Origin of the sequence: Lysobacter soli, assembly GCF_009755585.1 — a bacterium.
GTDB classification, from domain to species: Bacteria; Pseudomonadota; Gammaproteobacteria; order Xanthomonadales; family Xanthomonadaceae; genus Lysobacter_J; species Lysobacter_J soli.
Map to the genome: position 1 here is coordinate 2,940,276 of NZ_CP046603.1, position 20,134 is coordinate 2,960,409.

A 20,134-nucleotide genomic window follows, 5' to 3' on the forward strand; every position below is an offset into this window, starting at 1 on the left:
GCCGGAAGAACACGCGACGCGATGCCTCCCGACGAACGCTCCCGTCCCGCCAGTCGCCGCACGCAATCGGCTGCCGCCGTGCTCGGCTTCGGACTGGCGCTGGCGGTGGTGCTCGCCGCGACGCTGTTCGCCGGCGCGGCGGCCGACCGGGCCAACCGCCTGGAAGCGGCCGAGCGACAGAATCTCGCGCTGGCCGCCGGCGCCGAGCGCCTGGTCTGGCTGCAGTTGCGCAACCTCGAACGCGCGATGCGCGGCATCTCCAACGATGTGCAGGGTGTCGCCGTGGCCGCACCTGAACACCTGCCGCAGCTGATCACCGAGTTCTTCGCCGGCGTCTCCCAGCGCCAGCAGGAACTGGAAAGCCTCGAGCTCACCGATGCGCAGGGCCGCCCCATCAGCAGCGGCCGCGGCGAGCCCGACCTGCCGAACTGGCCGGATCTCCGCACGCCGCAGCCGCATCCGCAGTCGATGTTCGTCGGCCCGCTCGCACAGCATCGCGGCCAATGGCTGCTGCCGCTCGCCCTGCCGATGGACGACGGACGCTGGATCGTCGCGCGCCTGCGTACGACCGAACTGCAGAAACTGGTCATGCACCTGGATGCCGACCGCATCCACCTGATCCAGCTCGCCGGCGCCGATGGCCGGCTGGTCGCCGACACGCGAGGCGAGCAGTACGTCGGCCAGCCCGACGACGCCGTGGTGCCGACCCGGATCGAACCCACGCTGATGGAGGAGGATGACGACGACCAACGCGACGGCGTGTCGCGCATGACCGTCAGCGGCCTGGTGCCCGACTACCCGCTGCATGTCGACGTCGCCATCGCGCGCGGGTACATCCTCGCGCCGTGGTGGCGCCTGGTCGCGGCGGGCATCGCGCTCTACCTGCTGTACCTGGTGGGCCTGGTGTACGTCGTGCGCGTGGTCCGTCGCAATGCGCGGGCGAACGCGCAGATGGTCGAACGCCTGACCGAAGCGGCCGACAACCTGCGCCGCGCGCAGCAGCTGGGCCGAACCGGCACGTGGATCGCCGACCGCAACGGCACGATCTGCTGGTCCGAACCGGTCAGCGACCTGCTCGGCCTGCCGGAAGGACAATCGGCCGCGACCATCGGCGAGTTCTACGCGATCGTGCATCCAGACGACCGCGAACGGTTGTCCCAGCACTTCAACGAGGCGTGGCGGACCGGCGCGCCGTACTCGCTGGACTATCGCATCGTCCGTGGCGACGACGCCCGCGTGCGCTGGATATCCGCGCGCGGTGCCGCCACGCGCGACGACGACGGCACGGTCGAAATGGCCGGCACCGTGGTGGACGTCACCGATCGCATCGAGGCGCAGCTGGCGCTGGAGGAAGCCGAACGCCAGTTCCGCCTGCTGTTCGAGCGCAATCCGCTGCCGTTCTGGGTCTTCGACGTGCGCACGCTGCGCTTCCTCGAAGTGAACCAGGCGGCGATCGACCAGTACGGCTACTCGCGCGAGGAATTCCTCGCGATGACCATCTACGACATCCGCCCGGAAGAACATCGCGAAGAGGTCGCCAACGACCTGGCGAACCATCAACCGGGCGACCGAGACGAGATCCGCCTGTGGGTGCATCGCCGCAAGAACGGCCGCCTGCTGGAAGTGCGCATCCACGCAACCGACATCGATTTCCGCGGCAATCCCGCGCGGCTGGTGCTGGCCGAGGACGTCACCGACCGCATGGCGCAGCAGCGCGAGCTGGCCTATCGCGCGAGCCACGACATGACCAGCGGCCTGCTCAACGCCGACGCGCTGGCGCAGCGCATCGATGCGTTGCCGCCTGGCCCGTGCCGCATCGCGTGCGTGCAGTTGCGCGGGCTGGAACTGATCGAGGACAGCCTCGGACGCGAAGCCGGACACGACACGCTGCGCGTCATCGCCACGCGCATCGCCCGCCTGGGCGAGCGCTTCGGCGTGGCCGGGCACGTGCGCGGCGAGGAGTTCGCGCTCGCGGTGCATCCGGTGGAGGCCTGGGGTGAAGCGCTCGAATGCCTTCAGCAGGAACTCGCGCGACCGATTCCCGGCGAGGACACGCTGCACCGGCTGGAATCGTGGATCGGCGTGTCGGACATGCGCACCGGCGACGACGAGGCGGTGCAGGCGATCAGCAACGCGGGGCTGGCGGCGCACGTCGCACGCACCGAGCATCGGCCGATCGTCGTGTTCGAGCCGGGCATGGCGCGCCATGCGAGCGATCGCCTGCGACTGGCCGGCCGCATCCACCGCGCGATCGACGCGGGCGAATTCGAACTGCATTTCCAGATCCTGTGGGACGTGGCGTATTCGCGCCCGGCGGGCCTGGAAACGCTGATCCGCTGGCCGCAACGCGGTGGCGGCTACCTGCCGCCGTCGGAATTCATCGGCCTGTGCGAGGACACCGGCCTGATCGTCCCGCTCGGCCGCTGGGCCTTGCGCGAGGCGGCCGCCGCGCACCGCCTGCTCGAACGCGCCGGCTTCCCCGGCCTGCCGGTGGCGGTGAATGTCTCGCTAATGCAGTTCCTCGATGGCGACATCGCGCACGACATCGAAAGCGTGCTGCGCGAATACGAACTGCCGCGCGGCGCCCTGCATATCGAACTGACCGAAAGCGTGCTGATGACGCGTCCGGAACAGGCGCTGGAAACATTGCGGCGATTGCAGTCGGCCGGCGTCTGCCTGTCGCTGGACGATTTCGGCACGGGCTTTTCGAGCATGTCGTACCTCAAGCAGCTGCCGCTGGATGCGATCAAGATCGACCAGTCCTTCGTGCGCGACGTACATCGGGACGAGCGCAGTGCGTCGATCTGCCAGGCACTGCTCGCACTCGGCCATGGCCTCGGGCTGGAGGTCGTCGGCGAAGGCGTGGAAACGCGCGCTCAGTACGAATGGCTCGCCATGCACGGCTGCAACCAGGTCCAGGGCTTCGGCATCCACCGTCCGGCCCCGCTGGCGCAGGCGATCGAAACGCTGCGCGAAATGCGCGAGTGGGTGGACGGGCCGTGGCAGGCGTTTGCGACGGAGGGGTGAGCCTTCCGTTCGGCAGCCTAAGCAACGAGCTATCGCAAGCGCCAGCGTGATCGCAGATCTGCGCTCACCACAAGCCCTCTCCCGCACTCGGGAGAGAAGCTAAAGGCAACGATGGGCCCCAGCTCCTGATCGTCATCCCGGCGAAAGCCGGGATCCAGGCCCGTAGCGCTTGGCGTTCCTTCAACGTTGGCCCATGTCAACATCATTCCAGGGGGAGCTGGAATCCATTTTGTTGTTGCGTTCGAGACGTGAAGCAGCAGCGCAGCGCTGTGCGGCCCGGGATGTTCACCGATACGGCTTCGTTGCCCCTCACCCCAACCCCTCTCCCGATGGGAGAGGGGCTAAAGCGCGCTCGCCGTCGGGCCGCCGTCATTCCAGCGCAAGCTGGAATCCATCTGCTGTTGCTGTTGCTGTTGCTGTTGCTGTCGAGCAGCCTATTCGTCGCTAGCCCCGGAGGGCGCCGCACAGGATGTGCGGCGGTGAGCGCTGAGCCATGGATGGCGAATCGCGAACGCGCCCTTTTGCTTTCCGGTCGTGGGACTGGGTTGGACTTGTACGCACTTTCTTTGGGTTACTTTTCTTTGTGCGAGCAAAGAAAAGTGACCCGAGCGCCGCAGGCGATCGGAAGCTTGGCGGGTGATTCTTCTTTGCTTTGCCGGGCTACGGCTAACGCATGGAAAGTCCATGGATGGTGCCGCCATTCGGCGGCCCAGAAGCGGCCCGCCTTCGCGGGAATGACGAGCAAGAGCAACGGCAACGGCGATTGCAGCCGCAGCAGCAAGATCAAGATGGATCCCGGCTTTCGCTGGGATGACGAGCAAATTGCAAGCGCAAGTCAGCAGCAACGGCAACAACAGCAACAACAAAAAACCCCTCCACCAATCAGCAGAGGGGCCGTGCAGTCCACCCGCGAAAACGGCGGCCTACCTCGCCGCCGTCGCCCGCGACAGATCCTGCTGGATCGTCACCGCCTGCCCGGCTTCGATCCGCTCGCCGCCGCGCACGATCAGCCGGTCGCCCGGCTTCACCGCGCCCTGCACTTCCACCAGGCCGTCGACCTCCGTGCCGGTTTTCACCGGCAGGCGTTCGGCCGTACTGTTCGATGCCACGCGCAGCACGTAGTCGCCATCGCGACGCAGGATCAGCGCGTCGCGCGGCACCGCGACGACCGAACGCCTGCCCGAATCGGGCATGCCGACGTCCACCGCGGTGCCGACGGGAAGTTCGCCGTCCTCCATCGCGATGCGCAGTTCGAGCTGGCGCGACGCCTCGTCACCGACCGGCACCAGCGCACTCACCGGATGCGTGCGGGTACCGCTCTTCTCGGCGGTCCCACGCTTGCCGACGCTGACTTCCACCGGCATGCCGACCGCGAGGTGCTGCGCCAGATCGACCGGCGCGCGCACGCGTACTTCCTGCGCGCCGGTGTCGACCAGCCGCGCGACCGGATCGCCGATGCCGACGTATTCGCCCAGCTGCACGGAACGCTCGGCGACCACGCCGTCGAACGGCGCGCGCACCACCATCTGTGTGCGGCGAAGCCGCGTCTGCGCGAGCAGCGCCTGCGCACGCGCAAGGTCCTGCGCGAGCATGTCGCGATCGGCGCGCGTCTGTTCGTACTGCGCACGGGCGATGTTCTGCTGCGCGGCGAGCTGCGCATAGCGCTGCTCCTGCCGCGCCGCCATGTCCAGCTGCGCCCGGATGCGCGCCACGTCCGCCTCGCCCTGCTGCTGTTGCAGGGCCAGCGTGCTGTCGTCGAGCACCGCCAGCGGTTCGCCTGCGCGGACCTTCTGCCCGACTTCGGCCACGCGCACGACGCGGCCGTCCTGCTCGCTGGCGACTTTCGCGTCGCGGCGGCTGATCACGCTGCCCGGCGCCCAGTGCATCGGCGCCAGCTCCGTCGTCACTGCATTCGCCACGCCGACCACCGCCGGCGGCGTGGCGGGCTTGGCAGGCGGCGTCGCTTCGACTTCCCAGCGGATCAGCGGAACCAGCAGCACGGGCACCAGCGCGAGCACCAGGATGATCCGGCCGGGCAGGCGGGACGACGGCTTTCGGGACTTGAACTTCATTGCATGCCTCCGGGGGGAAGGGATGGGTTGCTTCAGGCCAGCGCGGGGGCGCCGGCTTCGATGCGTTCGCGGCGCGATTCGGCCAGTCGCAGCAGCGCCGGCACCAGCACCACGATGAACACCAGGCTCAATGCGACGCCGCCGACGGACACCGCCGCGAGGCCGCGATAGATCACCGCGCCGGGACCGGGGTTGATCGCCATCGGCAGTGCGCCGAGCACGCCGGTCAACGCGCCGATGAGGATCGGGCGAAGGCGCTGGTCCAGCGCCTGCTTGAGCGCCTCGTCGAGCGTCGCGCCCGCGGCCTGCCCTTCGCGCGCCTGCGCCACGAGCAGGATCGCGTTGTTGATCACCATGCCCAGCAGCATGATGAAACCGATCATCGACAGCAGGTCGAGCGTCTGTCCGGCGATGAGATCCAGCACGCGCAGGCCGATCACGCCGCCGAGCACCGCCATCGGCAGCGTCGCCATCACGTAGGCCGAATCGCGCAGCGACCTGAACATCGCCGCCATCAGCAGGAACAGCACCACCAGCGCCATCGCGAAGTTCGTGCCCATGCTGCGCACGACCTCGCCGAGGCGGTCCGCGCTGCCCGATACGCGGATCGCGGCATCCTGCGGCAGCGCATCGCGCAGCACCGGCACGACGTCGCCTTCGACGATGCCCAGCGCTTCTTCCAGCGACATCGCCGGCGGCGGATCGACGGTGAGCGTCACCGTGCGGCGGCGATCGACGCGCCGCATCTGATTGGGCGCGAGCACGGTGTCGACCTGCGCCAGTTCCGCCAGCGTCAGCGCGCCGCCGTTCGGCGTGGCGAGCGGCGCGGCGCCTAGGCGCTCGACGTCGTCCTCGCGATCGCTGCGCAGGATGATCGCCAGGCGCCGGTCGCCGTCGAAGTATTCGCCGAGCCATTGCCCGTCGCCGAGCGCACGCACGACGGTCGCAAGATCCGGCCGGCGCCAGCCCACTTCGGCGAGGCGGCGATCGTCGGGATTGATGCGCAGCTCCGGCGTGCCGGCGTCGGCATTCGGCCACGCCTGCACGTTCGCGCCGGCGAACTTCTCCGACAGCAGCTTGCGTCCGGTTTCCGCCGCGCGCGTCAGCGCGTCGCCGTCGGCATGCTGCAGATGGATCGCGATGGCGCGCGCCGAGCCGCCGAAGCTGCCGAACAGTTCGCCTTCGCTGGCGAACGCGCGCGTGTCGGGGAAACCGACGGCCACTTCATCGCGAACGATGCGTTCGAGTTCGCCGATGTCGTCCGGATCGACCACGCGCGCACCCACCGTGCCGCCGCCGGGCCACAGGTTGAGGTACCAGTTGCTCAGCTGCGGGGCCTTCTCGCCGTCCATGTACGGCTTCATGCGCGCCAGCAGCGTCGGCGCGATCTCGGCGTTCACGCGCTCCGGGCTCATGCCGGGCGGGAAGTTGAAGATCGCGTCCACCGCCGCGCGCTTCACCGGCGGCAGATAGTCGATCTTCGGCATCAGCACCACGGTCAGCACGATCGGCGCGACGACCAGCGCGCCGACCCACGCGAGCTGGTTGCGGCGGCTGCTCGTGGCGCGCATCGCCCAGTCGCTGACGCCGATCCAGAAACGATGCTGCTTCTGCTCGTGCACGTCCTCGCGCGTGCGCAGCCACGAACTCGCGGCGGCGGGCAGCACGGTGACCGCGATCAGCAGCGAGATGCCGACGGCGATGGAAATCGTCAACGCCAGGTCCGCGAACAGCTGGCCTTCGACGTCTTCCATGAAGATCACCGGCAGGAACACGGCGATGGTCGTCAGCGTGGACGCGACGAGCGCGCCGCCGACCTGCCGCGTTCCGTCCAGCGCGGCCTGCTTCGCGGGCACGCCTTCCTCGCGCAGGCGCACGATGTTTTCGGCGACGACGACCGCGGCGTCCATCACCATGCCGACCGCGAACGCGAGACCGGCGAGCGAGATCACGTTGAGGCTGCGCCCGGTGAGCTTGAGCACGATGAAAGTCGCCAGCAGCGAAATAGGAATCGCGCAGGCGATGAGCGCGGTCGCGCGGACATCGCGCAGGAACCACCACAGGCAGCCCACCGCGAGCAGCACGCCTGCGCCGAGACTGCCCGACAACAGGCCGATCGCGCGGTTGATGAACACCGAGGCGTCGAAGCTCTGGCGGATGTCGAGCCCGAGCGGCGCCAGTTCCTTCGCGCGCACTTCCTCCACGACCGCCTTCACGCGATCGAGCGTGTCGAGCACGTTCGCGCCGCTCTCGCGCAGGATGCGCAGGCCGATGGCGGGATTGCCGTTCTGGTAGGCGAAGAAGCGCTGCTCGGGGCGCTTCACTTCGACGTTGGCGACATCGCCCAGCCGCACCGGCCGGCCGTCGCGCCAGGCGAGGATGAGGTTGCCGAGCGCTTCGGGGGAATAGCGCCCGGCGAACCTCAGAACGTATTCGCGACGACCGGCCTCGACGACACCGCCGGACACGTCGGTCGCGCGCGCGGCGACGTCGGCGATCTGCGGGATCTGGATGCCCAGCGCGGCCGCGCGCTCCAGGTTCATCGTGATGGTGAGTTCCTCCGGCGCACCGCCGTTGATCTCCACGCCCGCCACGCCTTCCACAGCCGACAGGCGCGGCACGATGCGATCCTCGATCATCTGCCGCTGGTCGAGGATGTCGCCGGGCGTTCCCGGCAGCTGCTGCACGAAGAAATAGGTGAGCGAGTTGTTGGCGTTGTCGGCGCCAGCCTGCACGACCGGCGGCGTCGCATCGCGCGGCAGCGGCTGCAGGCGGTTCATGCGCGAGAGCACTTCGACCAGCGTCGCGTCCATGTCGCTGCCGACGGCGAAGGTCAGGTTGATGAAACTGTTGCCGGCGTTGATGTTGGATTCGATCTCCGCCAGCCCGGGCAGCCCCTGCATCACCGCTTCGATCGGCTCGACGATTTCCGATTCCATTTCCTGCGGCGACGCGGCGCGCCAGCTGGTCTGGATCGACATCTGCGGGCGTTCGATGTCGGGGAACAGCTGCAGCGGCAGCTTCAGGAGGCACAGCAGGCCGAAGGCGCAGACCATCGCGACGGCGACGGCGACCGCGGCGGGATTGCGCAACGAGGCTTCGGTGAGTTTCATCGTGCGGCTCCGCGCGGGGGACGAGTGCGGAGCGCACGATGCGCCTGCGCGACTTTGCCGGGATGGTCCGGAAGTCACGCGCGGCGGGGCTTTGCGTTCAGTCGTTGAGTCGTCGCGGTGAAGCGTTCCTGGCCGGCTATTCGTGTTTCTTTGGTGCAACGTGGGGCGTTGTGTGCACCCAACTAATGGCAGGGGTGTTGGGTGTGCGGGCTTGCACGTGGTGACGGGCTTTATGCGTTGCGCATGTGTCTGGTACGCGCGGCGGACGCGGCGACCGATGCGTGCGTCGCGCCCATTCGCCCATGCGCCCATGCGCCCGTCATCCGTCATCCCGGCGAAGGCCGGGATCCAGGCCCGTGGTCTCCGGGCACTCCGCGGCGCGGCGAACGACATCACCGCCATTCCAGTGAGACTTAGAATGCATTTTTTCTTCTGCGTTCTGGCTAGAAGCAACTGCGCAGCGCTGTGCCGCAACGGTCGTTCACCGCTGACGCTTCGTTGCCCCTCACCCCAACCCCTCTCCCGATGGGAGAGGGGCTCAAAGCAATGGCTTCGTTGCGCCCAACGTCGCGGAGCCTGCTGTTGCTGTTGCTGTTGCTGTTGCCGTCGCCGTTGCTTTCCGTCTTTTGCAGCGACTTAAAGCGAGCCGAGCACCGGAGCCAATCAGGGGCGAAGAGTCGCCCACTGTTCGAGCGCAGCGAGTTTGGGCGACGTCCCCTGATTGGCGAGGAGCGCAGGGGACCGGCGTCGCGTAGCGGCGCCGGCTCGCGTCAGGAGCGGATGGTTTTGGTTACTTTTGCCGAAACAAAAGTGACCCGCTCGCTTGCGAGCGGAAGCTTTGCACTTGCTTGAATGCTGTTGCTACAGCTTTGCTGATGGCTGCGGTCCAAGGCGCAACAACAAGATCAACATCACGAGCAACAGCTTCCGCCCTGAAGGGCGGGTTACTTTTGTCTTGGCAAAAGTAACCAAAACCGTTCGCTCCTGACGCGAGCCGCCGCTGCGCGGCGGTGCCCTGCGCTCCTCGCCGGAAAAGGGTCGTCGCCCGAACTCGCTGCGCTACGCTCCGCTCAGACAGCGGGCGACTCTTCGCCCTTTTCCAGCTCCGGTGCTCGGCTCGCTTTAAGTCGCTGATGAAGATCAAGGTCAACATCAAAAGCCCGAGCACAAGCCCGAGCTACGGCAAGAGCTGTCGCAAGCCTCAAATCAAAAGCGCCAGCTTGTCGCGATGCGTCCGCGACAACTTCAACTCCTGCCCGCAATCCAGCCGCAGGAATCCTTCCCCGTTCGTATGCGGCCGCAACTCCACCACCCGGCGCGCATTCACGATCGTCGACCGGTGGATGCGCGGGAAACGCTGCGGATCAAGCTGTTTTTCCAGATCGCGCATCGTCGCGCGCAGCACCAGCGTCTCGCCCTGCGGCGCGGCGCGATCGGCCGGGCCGTCGGTGTGGATGCACATGTAATCGCCGGCCGCATCGATCCAGCGGATGCTCGACAGGTCGACGCGTACGGTCCGGCCACCATCGCGCACGGCGAGCTTGTCGTCGCGACGCAGTTGTTCCAGCGCGTCGGGTTTCAAGGCTTCGTCCAGGTCGAGCAGCGGCCGCCCACTCAGCTCGCCGAGCAGGCCGAGCAGATGCGCGCAGTGCCCGCTGGCCTCGCGCTGCGAACGCGCCTGCTGCACGCGGGCAAGCGCCTGCGCCAGGCGGCCCTCCTCGACGGGCTTGAGCAGGTAGTCGGTCGCCGACGCCTCGAATGCACGGATCGCGTAGTGGTCGTACGCGGTGACGAAGACCACCAGCGGCATCTCGTGCGCGGGAATGCTGCGCAGCGTTTCGAAGCCGTCCATGCCGGGCATCTGCACGTCGAGGAAGACCAGGTCCGGGCGATGCTCGCGCATGCCGGCGATGGCGGACAGGCCATCGCCGTACTCGCCGACGATCTCGACGTCCGGATGCGCTTCCAGGCGGATCTCCAGCCCGCGGCGCGCGAGCGGCTCGTCGTCGACGATCAGCGCGCGAAGGCGCGTACCGTGCGTGGCGGATTCGGACTGGCGCTCGCGCTCCACTACGCGACTGTCGACCGCTCGATCCATCTTCAGTCTCCACCCAACTGCTTGGTTTCGAATGGCAGGCGCAGTTCGACTTCGATGCCGCGCTCGCGGTTGCGCACGGAGAAGCTGCTTTCCTCGCCGTACAGCACGTTGAGGCGTTCGCGCGTGTTGCGCAGGCCGACGCCCTTGCCCGGCGGAAGCTGGTTGCCTTCCAGGCTCGAGCACCCCGGGCCGTCGTCGATCACGCGCAGCACGAGCTGATCGCCATCGCGTTCGGCCTCGATGCGAAGCAGCCCGCCGGCGACCTGCTTGGCGACGGCGTACTTGATCGCGTTTTCCACCAGGGGCTGCATCAGCAGGCTCGGCAGCAGCGCGCGCCAGCAGTCCTCGTCGATGTCGGTCTCGATGCGCAGGCGCTCGGCGAAGCGGATCTTCTCGATGTCCAGATACAACGTGAGCGCGTCCAGCTCCTGCCGCAACGTGACGCGCTGCATCGGATCGTTGTCCAGCGAATGTCGCAGGAATGACGACAGGCCCTGCACCATGCGGTTCGCCGTGGCGTTGTCGCGATCGAGCACGAGCGTGGAGATCGCGTTGAGCGTGTTGAACAGGAAGTGCGGATTGAGCTGGTAACGCAGCATCTTCAGCTGCGCCTGGTGCGCCATCGTGCGGGCGGCGAGCGCGCGTTGCGTTTCGTCTTGCAGTTGGCGGTAGTACTTGATGCCCAGGTACAGGCCGACCCACGCCAGCACCACGTAGATGTAGGTCAGCGAATAGGCGATGTACGCCATGCGACTGGTCGGCGCGCAGGTGTCGCAGAAGCGCACGAGCATCGTGCGCGTGGTCAGGTCCATCACCGCCGAGCTGGCGAGGATCGGCACGATCATCGTCATCAGCAGCTTGCGCGGCGACAGGCCCCAGCACGCGCGCAGCAGGTAGCGCAGCCCGAGCGTGACGACGAAGCCGGTGCAGGCGGCCGTGAACGGGACGATCCAGTAGCCGGACGGCTTGCCGTAGGCGATCGCCGACAGCCAGCTCTGGCCGAAATAGCCGAGCCAACCGGCCGAATGGAAGATCCAGAACAGGTGCTGGCGGGGCAGATCCAGCGGGTGGGTCGCGGTAATGGCCATGGAAGCCGCAGGAGCGAGGACGCGGTGCAGCGATGCTAGCCCGTCGGCGGGGCCGGGCGGGAACGGTTCGTCGGCGGTGGGGCACGGTTTGGCGCTTGGAGGCCTCGCACCCCTCTTGATAGCCCCTCTCCCGCTTGCGGGAGAGGGGGTGGGGTGAGGGCGGGCCGAGCGATGCGGCCGCCGCTCGTGGTGCTTAGTTCCCCCAAAAGCAAAATGGATCCAGCTTTCGCTGGAATAACGGGGACCTGGGTACCGTCAGGTGGAGTGCCCGGAGGCTGCGAGCCTGGATCCCGGCCTTCGCCGGGATGACGTGAGAGTAGTCGGCGAGATGACCTCAGCCGTCCCGCTTGGCGGCCGCTACCCCATCCCGCTTCTGCTTCCGCCGCTCATCGATCACCGCCGTGATCAGCGCGCCGATGAACACGATGAGCGCCGCGTAGTACATCCACACCAGCGCGAGCACCAGCGCGCCCATCGAGCCATAGGCCGAACCGGGATTGGACTCGCGCAGGTACCAGCCGATCAGCCAGCGCCCGAGCACGAACAGCAGAGCGGTGATCGCGCCGCCGCCGAGCGCGCGCTTCCAGCCGACCGAGCGGTCCGGCAGGTAGTGGTACATCAGCGCGAAGCTGATCGCGTACACCAGCCACGTCGCCACGTTCATAACGATGGGCAGCGCCCATTCCATGCGCGAGAAAGCCAGCTGCACGAGTGTCGATACCGTCATCGACACCAGCAGCAGGAAGCCCATCGCGAGCACCAGGCCCATCGAGAACACGCGCTTGCGCAGCCACGCCATCGCGCCGGCCAGGCGCGTGGCATCGGTGCGGAAGATCTTGTTGAGCACGTCCTGCAACTGCGCGAACACCGCCGTGGCGCCGATGAACAGCAGCGCGACGCTCCACCATCCGGCGATCGAACCCGTATCGGGCCGGTCGCGCGCGTTGTCGACCACGGTGCGCGCGACGCGTTCGGCTTCGCCGCCGGCGAGCAGGCCGATCTGCTGCATCAGCGATTCCTGCGCGCCGGGCAGCAGCGCGCTGGTCAGCCAGACCAGGATCAGCAGCAGCGGCGCGAGCGAGAGCATCGCGTACAGCGCGAGCGCCGCCGCCTGCGCCATCAGCTCGGTATCGACGAAACGCCGCACCAGATCGGCCGGCAGGCTGCCCTGCGCGCGCCGCACGAGCGCCTTCATCGCCGGGCGGCGGAACGAGTCGCCACGGTCGGGCTCGGTCCGGCGCGGCGCGGTGGGATCGAGCTTCTCCGCCGTTTTCTCGACCGGGTTCTGTGCGGTTTCGTCTGCCATCGGACGAAGGAATAGCGCGGCGGGCGTGAAGTCGGGATGCGCGCGCATTCCGTCATTCCCGCGAAGGCGGGATGACGACATCGCGAGGTCGCGTTGCCTTCATCTCCATTAGCATCCGCCCATGCCCATCAAGCCCCTGCCCCGCCGCTTCTACGCGCACGATTCACGCGACGTCGCGCCGCTGCTGCTCAACAAGGTGATCGTCACTGCCGACGGACGCGTCGGGCGCATCGTCGAAGTGGAGGCCTATCGCGGCGGCGAGGATCCGGCCGCGCACTCGTTTCGCGGACCGACGAAACGCACGCAGGTGATGTTCGGACCGCCCGGGCATCTGTACGTCTATTTCATCTACGGCATGCACTGGGCGATCAACGCGGTGTGCGGCGGGCCGGCCGGGCACGCGGTGCTGATCCGCGCGTTGTCGCCGATGGAGGGCATCGACCGCATGCGTCGCGCACGCGGCATGGAGGACGTGCGGCTGCTTGCGAGCGGTCCCGGCCGCCTCGCGCAGGCGATGGGCCTGAGCGGCGTTCATAACGGCGTGGACATCACGGATCGAAAATCGCCGGTGTGGTTCGGCGACGACGGAACGCCGCCGCCCGACTCGCCCGTCGCGTCGCCGCGCATCGGCATCAGCAAGGCGACGGACCTGCACTGGCGATGGCACGTGGCGGCCGATCCGCATGTTTCGAAAGGCGGCAAGCCGAAGGTGCGGAAGAAGGCCTAGCGCAAAAAGAAGCCCCGCATCGCGGGGCTTCTTCTACACACGATTGCGACCGGCTCAACTCGACGCGCGGCAACCCTGCACGAACACCTTGTTGTCGGTCTCCACGCCCCAGCGGCCGTCCAGTTCGCGGCAGCCGGCGGTCCACGAGCCGACCAGCACGCCTTCGTCGTCGTAGTACAACCACGTGCCCTGCCAGCTCGCGGATGCGGTGAACGACGACAGGCCCACCAGCGCGGCCAATGCGAAGATCCTGAAACGACGCATGCTCATCTCCTTTGATGTCGCGGCAAGGTTCCGCCCGCGCACCGTAGGCGATGCAGCGGGCCGGTTCTGTTAACCAGCCCGCACTCCGCGCGTGAACGACGCCTTCACATGCGCGCCTTCACGCGCTCGGTTTCGCTCAGTCGTACTGCGCCGTCTTCACCAGCATGTGCTTGGCCAGCAGTGCGTGCAGGTAACCGACGCCGCGCGCGATGTGCAGCGTGACGAACAGCAGCAGCACGCCCACCAGCATCGCGATCGGCCACAACCAAGGCTGGTCGTTCGAGTTGATGTTCCAGGGGTCGAGCGAAAGGACGTCGGCATGACCCAGCACCAGTCCGATCGGCGCCGCGATCAACGCCAGCGACACGCTCAGGCACGTCACCACGACGGTGAAGTACACGATGCCCAGCGGCAGCATGAAGAGGAAATACAGCTGCGTCGCCCAGATGCGCGGATCGGTGAACAGCTCGCCGATGCGCTTGAGCAGCGGCTGGCCACGGCTGCTGTACAGCGGGCGGCGCGGCATGCGTTCGCCGAGCATCGCCTCCACGATGCGGCCTTCCACCAGCGACAGCACGCGGATCGAACCGAAATACAGGATCACGAACGGCACGCCGATGATCAGCACCGCCAGGCCGGCCGACAGCGACAAACCCGTCACCACCCACGTGAAGTAGAAGATGCCCGTGGCCAGCGACAGCAGCATGTAGAACAGCGCGCCGTACGTGCGCGGCTCTGCGATCACGCCGAAGAACTGGCCCATCCACGAGCGGCGCGGCTTCGGCGCGGGCGGACGCAGTGCCGTCTGCACCTTCACTTCGGTGTCGCGATAGATGTCGGCGACCTCGTCAGGCGCGCCGTAGCTGCCGGCGACGGCGACGATGACGTCGGCCTCGCTCCTGCCGGGGTTTTCGGCCAGTTCCGAACGCAGGTATTCCTCGGCGTCGTACAGCGCGTCCTGCACGAGCGCGGGGTCGGCGCCGGCGAGCGAACGACGCAGGTGTTCGAGGTATTCGGGAATGGTCGTGGGCAGGCCACCGGGGCGGACACTGCTGGCTTCGAAGGCGTTCATGGCTCAAGTCCCCCCAGGACGGAATCGACACTGTCGCGGGTCGCGCGCCACGCGGCGGCCCATTCGTGCAGCACCGTGCGACCTGCATCGGTGATGCGGTAATAGCGCCGCGGCGGGCCGGTCATCGACGGCTCGACGTGGCTGTCCAGCAACCCCGCCCCTTCGAGGTTGCGAAGCACCGGGTACAGCGCGCTCTGCTTGCCTGCGAGCACGCCGCCGCCGATGCGTTCGAGCTGCTTGGCGATCTGGTAGCCGTACAGCGGGTCCGGCGCCGATCCCAATACCGCCAGCAGCGCCAGGGACACGGTGCCCGCGCTGAGCTCCTTCTGGAATTTCCGCAGCTGGGTATCGAGTTCGATCATGTCGACGGGTGGGTCGGTAGGCTGGACTCAACACTACTGTGAACTTCCATATACCGAACCTGCCATTAGTCACGCGCCTTGCCGGGATCTCCACCGCGCGGCTGCTATGACCGAATCCGGTGCCGCATGCCCCGCGGCCGAGGAGCGACGTGATGCCCAGAGGCGACAAATCCGCTTACACCGACAAACAGCAGCGACAGGCCGAGCACATCGAGGAGAGCGAGCGCAAGGAAGGCCGCTCCGAGGAAGCCGCCGAGCGCATCGCTTGGGCGACGGTCAACAAGCAGGACGGTGGTGGCAAGCGCAGCGGTTCGGGCCGCAAGAAGTCGGCGAAGAAAGCGACGAAGAAGGCCACCAAGAAGGCCGCGAAGAAGACTGCTCGCAAGAGTCCGGCGAAAAAGGCGACGAAGAAGGCTGCCAAGAAGACGGCGAAGAAGACCGCCAGGAAGGCTGCCAAGAAGACCGGCGCCCGCAAAACGGCGAAGAAAGCGACCAAGAAGGCCGCGAAGAAGACCGGCGCCCGCAAGGCGGCCAGGAAGACCAGCGGCAGGAAGACCACGGCAAGGAAGGCGACGAAGAAGGCTGCGAAGAAGACCGCCGGCCGCAAGACCGCGAAGAAGGCGGCGAAGAAGTCGACCCGCACCTCCGCCTCGCGCAGCGCCGCGGCGAAGAAGGCCGCCCGGACCCGCGCCCGCAAGGGCACGAACGGCGCTTCGTCCTGATGGCCCGTCACGATCCGCCTGACGGCGGGTCGTGATGTCCGGTCACGCAACGGCCATCACGTTCCCACGGCATGGGGCTGGCCGCCCGGAGGGGCGGTGAGCCAGAATCCGCGTGTTCAGCGATCCGGATCCAAGGGGGATTTCCGTCGTGCGCAAACCCGTTCTGTCGAAGCCTGTCGCGTTGGAATCCATGGCGTCCAAGCCCGGCGCGCGCCGCTGGCGCCCTGCCCTGCTCGTCGCCCTGCTCGCTGTCCTGCCCGTGGCGCAGGTCGCCGCCGAGGACGCCGTGCCCGGCAAGCCGCGGTCGATGCAGGAAATCCTCGACGCCTCCCAGCCGACGGACTGGCGCACGCCGGACAACAAGAACCTGCTGTACCTGGACCTGGATTCCGGTCGCGTGCTCATCGAACTGGCGCCCGCCTTCGCGCCGGCACACGTGGCCAACATCCGTGCGCTGGCGAAGAACGGCTACTGGAACGGCATGAGCATCAACCGCTCGCAGGACAACTTCGTCGTGCAATGGGGCGATCCGGCGCAGGAGGAGAAGGACCGCAAGCCGCTCGGTCGCGGCGCCAAGGCGAAGCTGCCGGCGGAATTCGCGCGCAAGACCAAGGGCCTGCCCTTCGACAAGCTGCCTGACGTCGACGGCTGGGCGCCGGAAGTGGGCTTCTCCAGCGGTTTCCCGGCCGGGCGCGATCCGGGCGCCGATGCCGCGTGGATGGCGCACTGCTACGGCACCGTGGGCGCTGGCCGCGACATGGCCGCCGATTCGAGCAACGGCACCGAGCTGTATGTCGTGATCGGCCAGTCGCCGCGCCAGCTCGACCGCAACATCACCGTGGTCGGTCGCGTGCTGCAGGGCATGGAGTTGCTGTCGGTCCTGCCGCGCGGCACCGGCCCGCTGGGTTTCTACGAACAGCCGTCGCAGCGCACGCCGATCAAGTCGATCCGTCTGGCGTCGGAAGTGCCGAAGAAGGAGCGCGTCGGCATCGAAGTGCTGCGCACCGACACGCCACTGTTCGCCGAACTCGTCGAAGCGCGGCGTAACCGTCGCGACGAGTGGTACAAGCACATGGCCGGCCACATCGACCTGTGCAACGTCCCGCTCCCGACGCGCGCACCGCCGCCGAAGCCGGTGGCCGAAAAGGCGAAGGCCAAGCCGCGTGCGAAGAAGCCGCGTTCGGGTGCGAAGCCGGCGGGTGCTACGAAGTCGTAGCGGTTTGTCGCGGGGCGATGAGCGACGTCGTTGCACCGAAAGCTGGATTTCGCATCTTCTAGGCACGAAGTAACGGCGCGGCGCTGTACGGCACGGTTCGTTCACCGGTACGGCTTCGTTACCCCTCACCCCAACCCCTCTCCCGATGGGAGAGGGGCTAAAGCGCGCACCGTCATCGAGCGGAAGCTGGGATCCATGTTGTGGTTGTTGCTGTCGAACAGCCGATCCGTCACTAGCCCCAACGGGCGCCGCACAGGATGTGCGGCGGTGAGCGCTGAGCCATGGATGGCGAATCGCGAACGCGCCCTTTCTCGCCCCGGTCGCAGGATTGGGTTGGACTTGTACGCACTTTCTTTGGGTTACTTTTCTTTGTGCGAGCAAAGAAAAGTGACCCGAGCGCCGCAGGCGATCGGAAGCTTGGATCGTGATTCTTCTTTGCTCTTACGGGTTGCCGGGAAAGCATGGAAAGTCCATGGATTCCCGCCTTCGCGGGAATGACGAGCAAGAGCCAGACGCTATCCGTACTACGGCGGCGCCGTGCGCTCCTCAACTCCGACGCCCGCCTCCCTGCGCCCCGCATCCTCACGCAGCACATCGCGCTGGAACAGGCACATCCGCACCACGTCGTGATAGCGACCGTCGCTGAAGAACTCGTCGACCAGCACGCCTTCGCGACGGAACCCCGCGTCCTCGTAGATCCGGATCGCACGCGTGTTGTCCACGTCGACCAGCAGATACAGCTTGTAGAGGTTGAGCACGCGGAACGCGTAGTTGATCGCCAGCCGCGTCGCCGCGCGCGCATAACCGCGGCCCTGCTGGTCGGGCGAGATCATGATCAGGAACTCCGCGCGCCGGTGCAGGTGGTCGATCTCCACCAGTTCGACCAGTCCCACGCGTTCGTGCGCCGTGTCCTCGACGATGAAACGCCGTTCGGACTGGTCGTGGATGTGCTTGCGGTACAGCTCTTCCAGCTCGACGAACGACTCGTACGGTTCCTCGAACCAATAGCCCATCACGCTGCGGTTGTTGTTGAGCACATGCACGAAATGCAGGTCGCCGCGTTCGAGCGGGCGAAGGGTGACGCCGGGCACGGGAAGCTTCGCATTCATGCGCCCAACCCTACTCCTCGCGCATGACACGCGCACGCCGGGCGCCATCACGCCGCCTTGCCCGGCCGCTCAATAGCCTGCCTCCAACGGCCACACCGACGAAGGTTCGACCCCATGCCCCTGATGCGCCTGCGCGTGACCGGCAGCGACGACGACGTCCGCGCCATCGCCAACCTCCTCACCAGCCTGGACGGCATCGAGCACATCGAGGAAGTCGACGACCTCATGCCGCACATGGACGACGACGATTCCAGTTCCGCCGGCCTGCCCGACGACCAGGGCCCGGGCCAGCACGCGCTGGAAATCGACGCGCCCAACCAGGCCACCGCCAACCGCGTGCGCGATGCGGTCGAAGCGCTCGCGTTCGACCTGGATGTGCTGGTGGAATTCGACAACGACGAAGGCTGACCCGCATCGTCGTTTGCGGCGGGAACGTCAGCCCAGCGCCACCGGACTCAGTCGCCGCACGGTGAAGCACACGCGCCATTGCCCCTGGTCGATGGCGACCAGATGCGACGTGAAGCGCTTCACGCGCTTGAGCAGCCACTGGTGCGCCGGCCACGCGAAATTGCGCAAGACCGACTCCGGCGCACCATGTTCGGCGACCAGTTCGGCGATCGAGCGCGACGTCAGTTCGATCCCGCCCATCATCGTGCCCGCGCCGAGGATCAGGAAGATCATGCCTTCCATGGCATCGCGATCGTCTTCCGGCAGGGCATCGATTCCAGCGAGGCCATCGAGTTTCCCCTGCTCGTCGTAGCCCTCGGGCACGTTCTCGTAGCGATAACCGCAGCCGGTGCACTGGTGATGCCGCACCGGCTTGCCGGCGAGCTGCAGCGTGCGCACGTTCGCGCCGCAGCGCGGGCAGGTTTCGCGAGGTTGGGTATGGCGCATCCGGCCGTCGTCCCTGTCCGAACAAACGGCCATGGTCGGCAGATCCCGGAGGCGCTTGAATCGGACGGGTCCGAATTACGCCGTCGCGCGATGCCTCAAGGCAGCGCTTTCAGCGCCGCGACGACGCCGGGAATGACCGTACGCGTCCGTTTGTCGGTGGACTGGTTGGCTTCCACGTACACGGCCTGCAGGAACGCGACCAGATCGTGCCGGCGTGCGAGCCACGCCGGATCCTTCCACGCCTGCGACGGATCGCCCAGGCGCGGCACCAGCGCGGCGAACCACGCCGTCCAGCCGGCCTCGTCGCGCACGCCGCGCTGCGCCGCGTACACGATGGGCGCCGCGAGCCGCTGCGGTTCACCGAACACGTACGCAACGCCGGTCGCCGGCACGACCTGCGCCGCCACCGCATCGACGATGCGATGCAGCTGCGGCGCATCCAGCGAGGGATTCAACGTGAGCTGCATCAGCCAGTCGGCGCCGTGCGCGACGCCGTGCCGCCAGCCTTCGCCCGGTTCGAAGCCGCGGTAGTCGCGCACCGATTCCAGGTACGTCACCGCGCGCAGCACCATCGCCGTGCGTTCGGCCGGCGTCATCCACGGCGAAATGCGGTCGGTGCGCGCCACTTCCGACAGCGCCAGCGCCGCGAACGGCCACGCGACGCCGTCCGGATCGGGCTCGCCGAGCATCGCGTAGAAGCGGTCCCGCAACGCGCGCAGCGTGTCGGGCGCAAGCTCGCCCTTGCGCATCCACGTCGACAGCGCTTCGTACGCCAGTTCGTCGCGCAGTTGCGGATCGCTCGCCGCGAGGCAGTTCGACAGCGCATACGCCAGCGTCGCGCGCTCGCCCGGATCGGCGACGACGAAACCGCTCTGGCGCAAGGCTTCCAGCCGTTCGAGCGGCCAGCCCTCCGGCGGGCAGGCCGGCGCCGCCAACGCGGGCGCGGCGAGGCCGAGGGTGAACAGCAACGCGAGCAAACGCAGCGAAAGGCGCATGTGGTGGGTCCGTGCGGAGGGCGACCCGCGAAAACGCGAATCCAGCCGGAAAGTGCGGTGACTATGCCA

Annotated in this window: 17 protein-coding genes; 5 read left to right on the forward strand and 12 right to left on the reverse strand. The window is 67.4% G+C overall.

All coding sequences use genetic code 11. The features are described from left to right. The first annotated feature begins 21 nt into the window (after window positions 1-21). Window positions 22-3,027 carry a bifunctional diguanylate cyclase/phosphodiesterase gene (locus GOY17_RS13380; protein WP_157030769.1) on the forward strand — a complete coding sequence of 1,002 codons (3,006 nt, stop codon included), beginning with the start codon at window positions 22-24 and terminating at the stop codon, window positions 3,025-3,027. Between the two features lie 571 nt (window positions 3,028-3,598). On the opposite strand, the gene GOY17_RS13385 is transcribed toward GOY17_RS13380, so the two are convergent. From GOY17_RS13385 to GOY17_RS13410, 6 genes are all read right to left on the reverse strand, one after another. Beyond that, window positions 3,599-3,814 (reverse strand): hypothetical protein, encoded by a 216-nt coding sequence (locus GOY17_RS13385; RefSeq protein WP_157030770.1) that lies wholly within the window; start codon window positions 3,812-3,814, stop codon window positions 3,599-3,601. 136 nt (window positions 3,815-3,950) lie between these two features. Beyond that, window positions 3,951-5,099, reverse strand: coding sequence for an efflux RND transporter periplasmic adaptor subunit (locus GOY17_RS13390; RefSeq protein ID WP_157030771.1), 1,149 nt, complete (start codon window positions 5,097-5,099; stop codon window positions 3,951-3,953). Window positions 5,100-5,131: 32 nt separating this feature from the next. After that, window positions 5,132-8,212: an efflux RND transporter permease subunit gene (locus GOY17_RS13395; protein ID WP_157030772.1), complete on the reverse strand. Its 3,081-nt coding sequence runs from the start codon at window positions 8,210-8,212 to the stop codon at window positions 5,132-5,134. A gap of 1,201 nt (window positions 8,213-9,413) precedes the next feature. After that, window positions 9,414-10,310: a LytR/AlgR family response regulator transcription factor gene (locus GOY17_RS13400; protein WP_115844851.1), complete on the reverse strand. Its 897-nt coding sequence runs from the start codon at window positions 10,308-10,310 to the stop codon at window positions 9,414-9,416. Window positions 10,311-10,312: 2 nt separating this feature from the next. Beyond that, window positions 10,313-11,398 (reverse strand): sensor histidine kinase, encoded by a 1,086-nt coding sequence (locus GOY17_RS13405; protein WP_157030773.1) that lies wholly within the window; start codon window positions 11,396-11,398, stop codon window positions 10,313-10,315. A 334-nt stretch (window positions 11,399-11,732) separates the two neighbouring features. Further along, on the reverse strand, window positions 11,733-12,704 hold the full coding sequence (locus tag GOY17_RS13410) for a YihY/virulence factor BrkB family protein (RefSeq protein WP_425482309.1): 972 nt from the start codon (window positions 12,702-12,704) through the stop codon (window positions 11,733-11,735). Window positions 12,705-12,825: 121 nt separating this feature from the next. Here GOY17_RS13410 and GOY17_RS13415 point away from each other — a divergent pair, with 121 nt between their 5' ends. Next, the gene (locus GOY17_RS13415; protein WP_157030774.1) at window positions 12,826-13,431 is read left to right on the forward strand and encodes a DNA-3-methyladenine glycosylase; all 606 of its coding nucleotides are present in this window, start codon (window positions 12,826-12,828) and stop codon (window positions 13,429-13,431) included. Window positions 13,432-13,485: 54 nt separating this feature from the next. Here the strand turns inward: GOY17_RS13415 and GOY17_RS13420 are convergent, their stop codons facing one another. The 3 genes from GOY17_RS13420 to GOY17_RS13430 form a co-directional block, all read right to left on the reverse strand. Further along, window positions 13,486-13,695: a DUF6289 family protein gene (locus GOY17_RS13420; protein ID WP_157030775.1), complete on the reverse strand. Its 210-nt coding sequence runs from the start codon at window positions 13,693-13,695 to the stop codon at window positions 13,486-13,488. Window positions 13,696-13,831: 136 nt separating this feature from the next. Beyond that, complete coding sequence (locus tag GOY17_RS13425) at window positions 13,832-14,767, reverse strand: sensor domain-containing protein (protein WP_157030776.1); 936 nt, start codon at window positions 14,765-14,767, stop codon at window positions 13,832-13,834. After that, a complete protein-coding gene (locus tag GOY17_RS13430) occupies window positions 14,764-15,129 on the reverse strand; it encodes a PadR family transcriptional regulator (RefSeq protein ID WP_157030777.1) in 366 nt (121 codons plus the stop codon). The genes GOY17_RS13425 and GOY17_RS13430 overlap by 4 nt, the downstream gene beginning before the upstream one ends. A 152-nt stretch (window positions 15,130-15,281) precedes the next feature. Here GOY17_RS13430 and GOY17_RS13435 point away from each other — a divergent pair, with 152 nt between their 5' ends. Together GOY17_RS13435 and GOY17_RS13440 are read left to right on the forward strand one after the other, a co-directional pair. Next, window positions 15,282-15,851 carry a HupB gene (locus tag GOY17_RS13435; RefSeq protein WP_157031731.1) on the forward strand — a complete coding sequence of 190 codons (570 nt, stop codon included), beginning with the start codon at window positions 15,282-15,284 and terminating at the stop codon, window positions 15,849-15,851. A 190-nt stretch (window positions 15,852-16,041) separates the two neighbouring features. Beyond that, window positions 16,042-17,067 carry a peptidylprolyl isomerase gene (locus GOY17_RS13440; protein WP_157031732.1) on the forward strand — a complete coding sequence of 342 codons (1,026 nt, stop codon included), beginning with the start codon at window positions 16,042-16,044 and terminating at the stop codon, window positions 17,065-17,067. Window positions 17,068-17,591: 524 nt separating this feature from the next. Here the strand turns inward: GOY17_RS13440 and speG are convergent. After that, entirely contained in the window at window positions 17,592-18,176 is a 585-nt protein-coding gene (gene speG, locus GOY17_RS13445) for a spermidine N1-acetyltransferase (RefSeq protein WP_115844836.1), read from the reverse strand. A 114-nt stretch (window positions 18,177-18,290) separates the two neighbouring features. On the opposite strand from speG, the gene GOY17_RS13450 reads away from it, so the two are divergent. Further along, complete coding sequence (locus tag GOY17_RS13450) at window positions 18,291-18,584, forward strand: hypothetical protein (RefSeq protein ID WP_115844834.1); 294 nt, start codon at window positions 18,291-18,293, stop codon at window positions 18,582-18,584. A gap of 27 nt (window positions 18,585-18,611) precedes the next feature. Here GOY17_RS13450 and GOY17_RS13455 read toward each other — a convergent pair whose 3' ends face one another. Both GOY17_RS13455 and GOY17_RS13460 read right to left on the reverse strand, forming a co-directional pair. Next, a complete protein-coding gene (locus tag GOY17_RS13455) occupies window positions 18,612-19,070 on the reverse strand; it encodes a hypothetical protein (protein ID WP_157030778.1) in 459 nt (152 codons plus the stop codon). A gap of 95 nt (window positions 19,071-19,165) precedes the next feature. Next, window positions 19,166-20,065, reverse strand: coding sequence for a DUF2785 domain-containing protein (locus GOY17_RS13460; protein ID WP_157030779.1), 900 nt, complete (start codon window positions 20,063-20,065; stop codon window positions 19,166-19,168). Window positions 20,066-20,134: the final 69 nt, after the last annotated feature.

Excerpts from the sequence above, each read along its gene's own strand:
- GOY17_RS13380 (WP_157030769.1), top strand. The coding sequence starts at position 22 with ATGCCTCCCGACGAACGCTCCCGTCCCGCCAGTCGCCGCACGCAATCG.
- GOY17_RS13460 (WP_157030779.1), bottom strand. The coding sequence starts at position 20,065 with ATGCGCCTTTCGCTGCGTTTGCTCGCGTTGCTGTTCACCCTCGGCCTC.
- GOY17_RS13400 (WP_115844851.1), bottom strand. The coding sequence starts at position 10,310 with ATGGATCGAGCGGTCGACAGTCGCGTAGTGGAGCGCGAGCGCCAGTCC.
- GOY17_RS13440 (WP_157031732.1), top strand. The coding sequence starts at position 16,042 with ATGGCGTCCAAGCCCGGCGCGCGCCGCTGGCGCCCTGCCCTGCTCGTC.
- GOY17_RS13405 (WP_157030773.1), bottom strand. The coding sequence starts at position 11,398 with ATGGCCATTACCGCGACCCACCCGCTGGATCTGCCCCGCCAGCACCTG.
- GOY17_RS13420 (WP_157030775.1), bottom strand. The coding sequence starts at position 13,695 with ATGCGTCGTTTCAGGATCTTCGCATTGGCCGCGCTGGTGGGCCTGTCG.
- GOY17_RS13390 (WP_157030771.1), bottom strand. The coding sequence starts at position 5,099 with ATGAAGTTCAAGTCCCGAAAGCCGTCGTCCCGCCTGCCCGGCCGGATC.
- GOY17_RS13425 (WP_157030776.1), bottom strand. The coding sequence starts at position 14,767 with ATGAACGCCTTCGAAGCCAGCAGTGTCCGCCCCGGTGGCCTGCCCACG.
- GOY17_RS13455 (WP_157030778.1), bottom strand. The coding sequence starts at position 19,070 with ATGCGCCATACCCAACCTCGCGAAACCTGCCCGCGCTGCGGCGCGAAC.
- GOY17_RS13415 (WP_157030774.1), top strand. The coding sequence starts at position 12,826 with ATGCCCATCAAGCCCCTGCCCCGCCGCTTCTACGCGCACGATTCACGC.
- GOY17_RS13410 (WP_425482309.1), bottom strand. The coding sequence starts at position 12,704 with ATGGCAGACGAAACCGCACAGAACCCGGTCGAGAAAACGGCGGAGAAG.
- GOY17_RS13435 (WP_157031731.1), top strand. The coding sequence starts at position 15,282 with ATGCCCAGAGGCGACAAATCCGCTTACACCGACAAACAGCAGCGACAG.
- GOY17_RS13450 (WP_115844834.1), top strand. The coding sequence starts at position 18,291 with ATGCCCCTGATGCGCCTGCGCGTGACCGGCAGCGACGACGACGTCCGC.
- GOY17_RS13395 (WP_157030772.1), bottom strand. The coding sequence starts at position 8,212 with ATGAAACTCACCGAAGCCTCGTTGCGCAATCCCGCCGCGGTCGCCGTC.
- speG (WP_115844836.1), bottom strand. The coding sequence starts at position 18,176 with ATGAATGCGAAGCTTCCCGTGCCCGGCGTCACCCTTCGCCCGCTCGAA.
- GOY17_RS13430 (WP_157030777.1), bottom strand. The coding sequence starts at position 15,129 with ATGATCGAACTCGATACCCAGCTGCGGAAATTCCAGAAGGAGCTCAGC.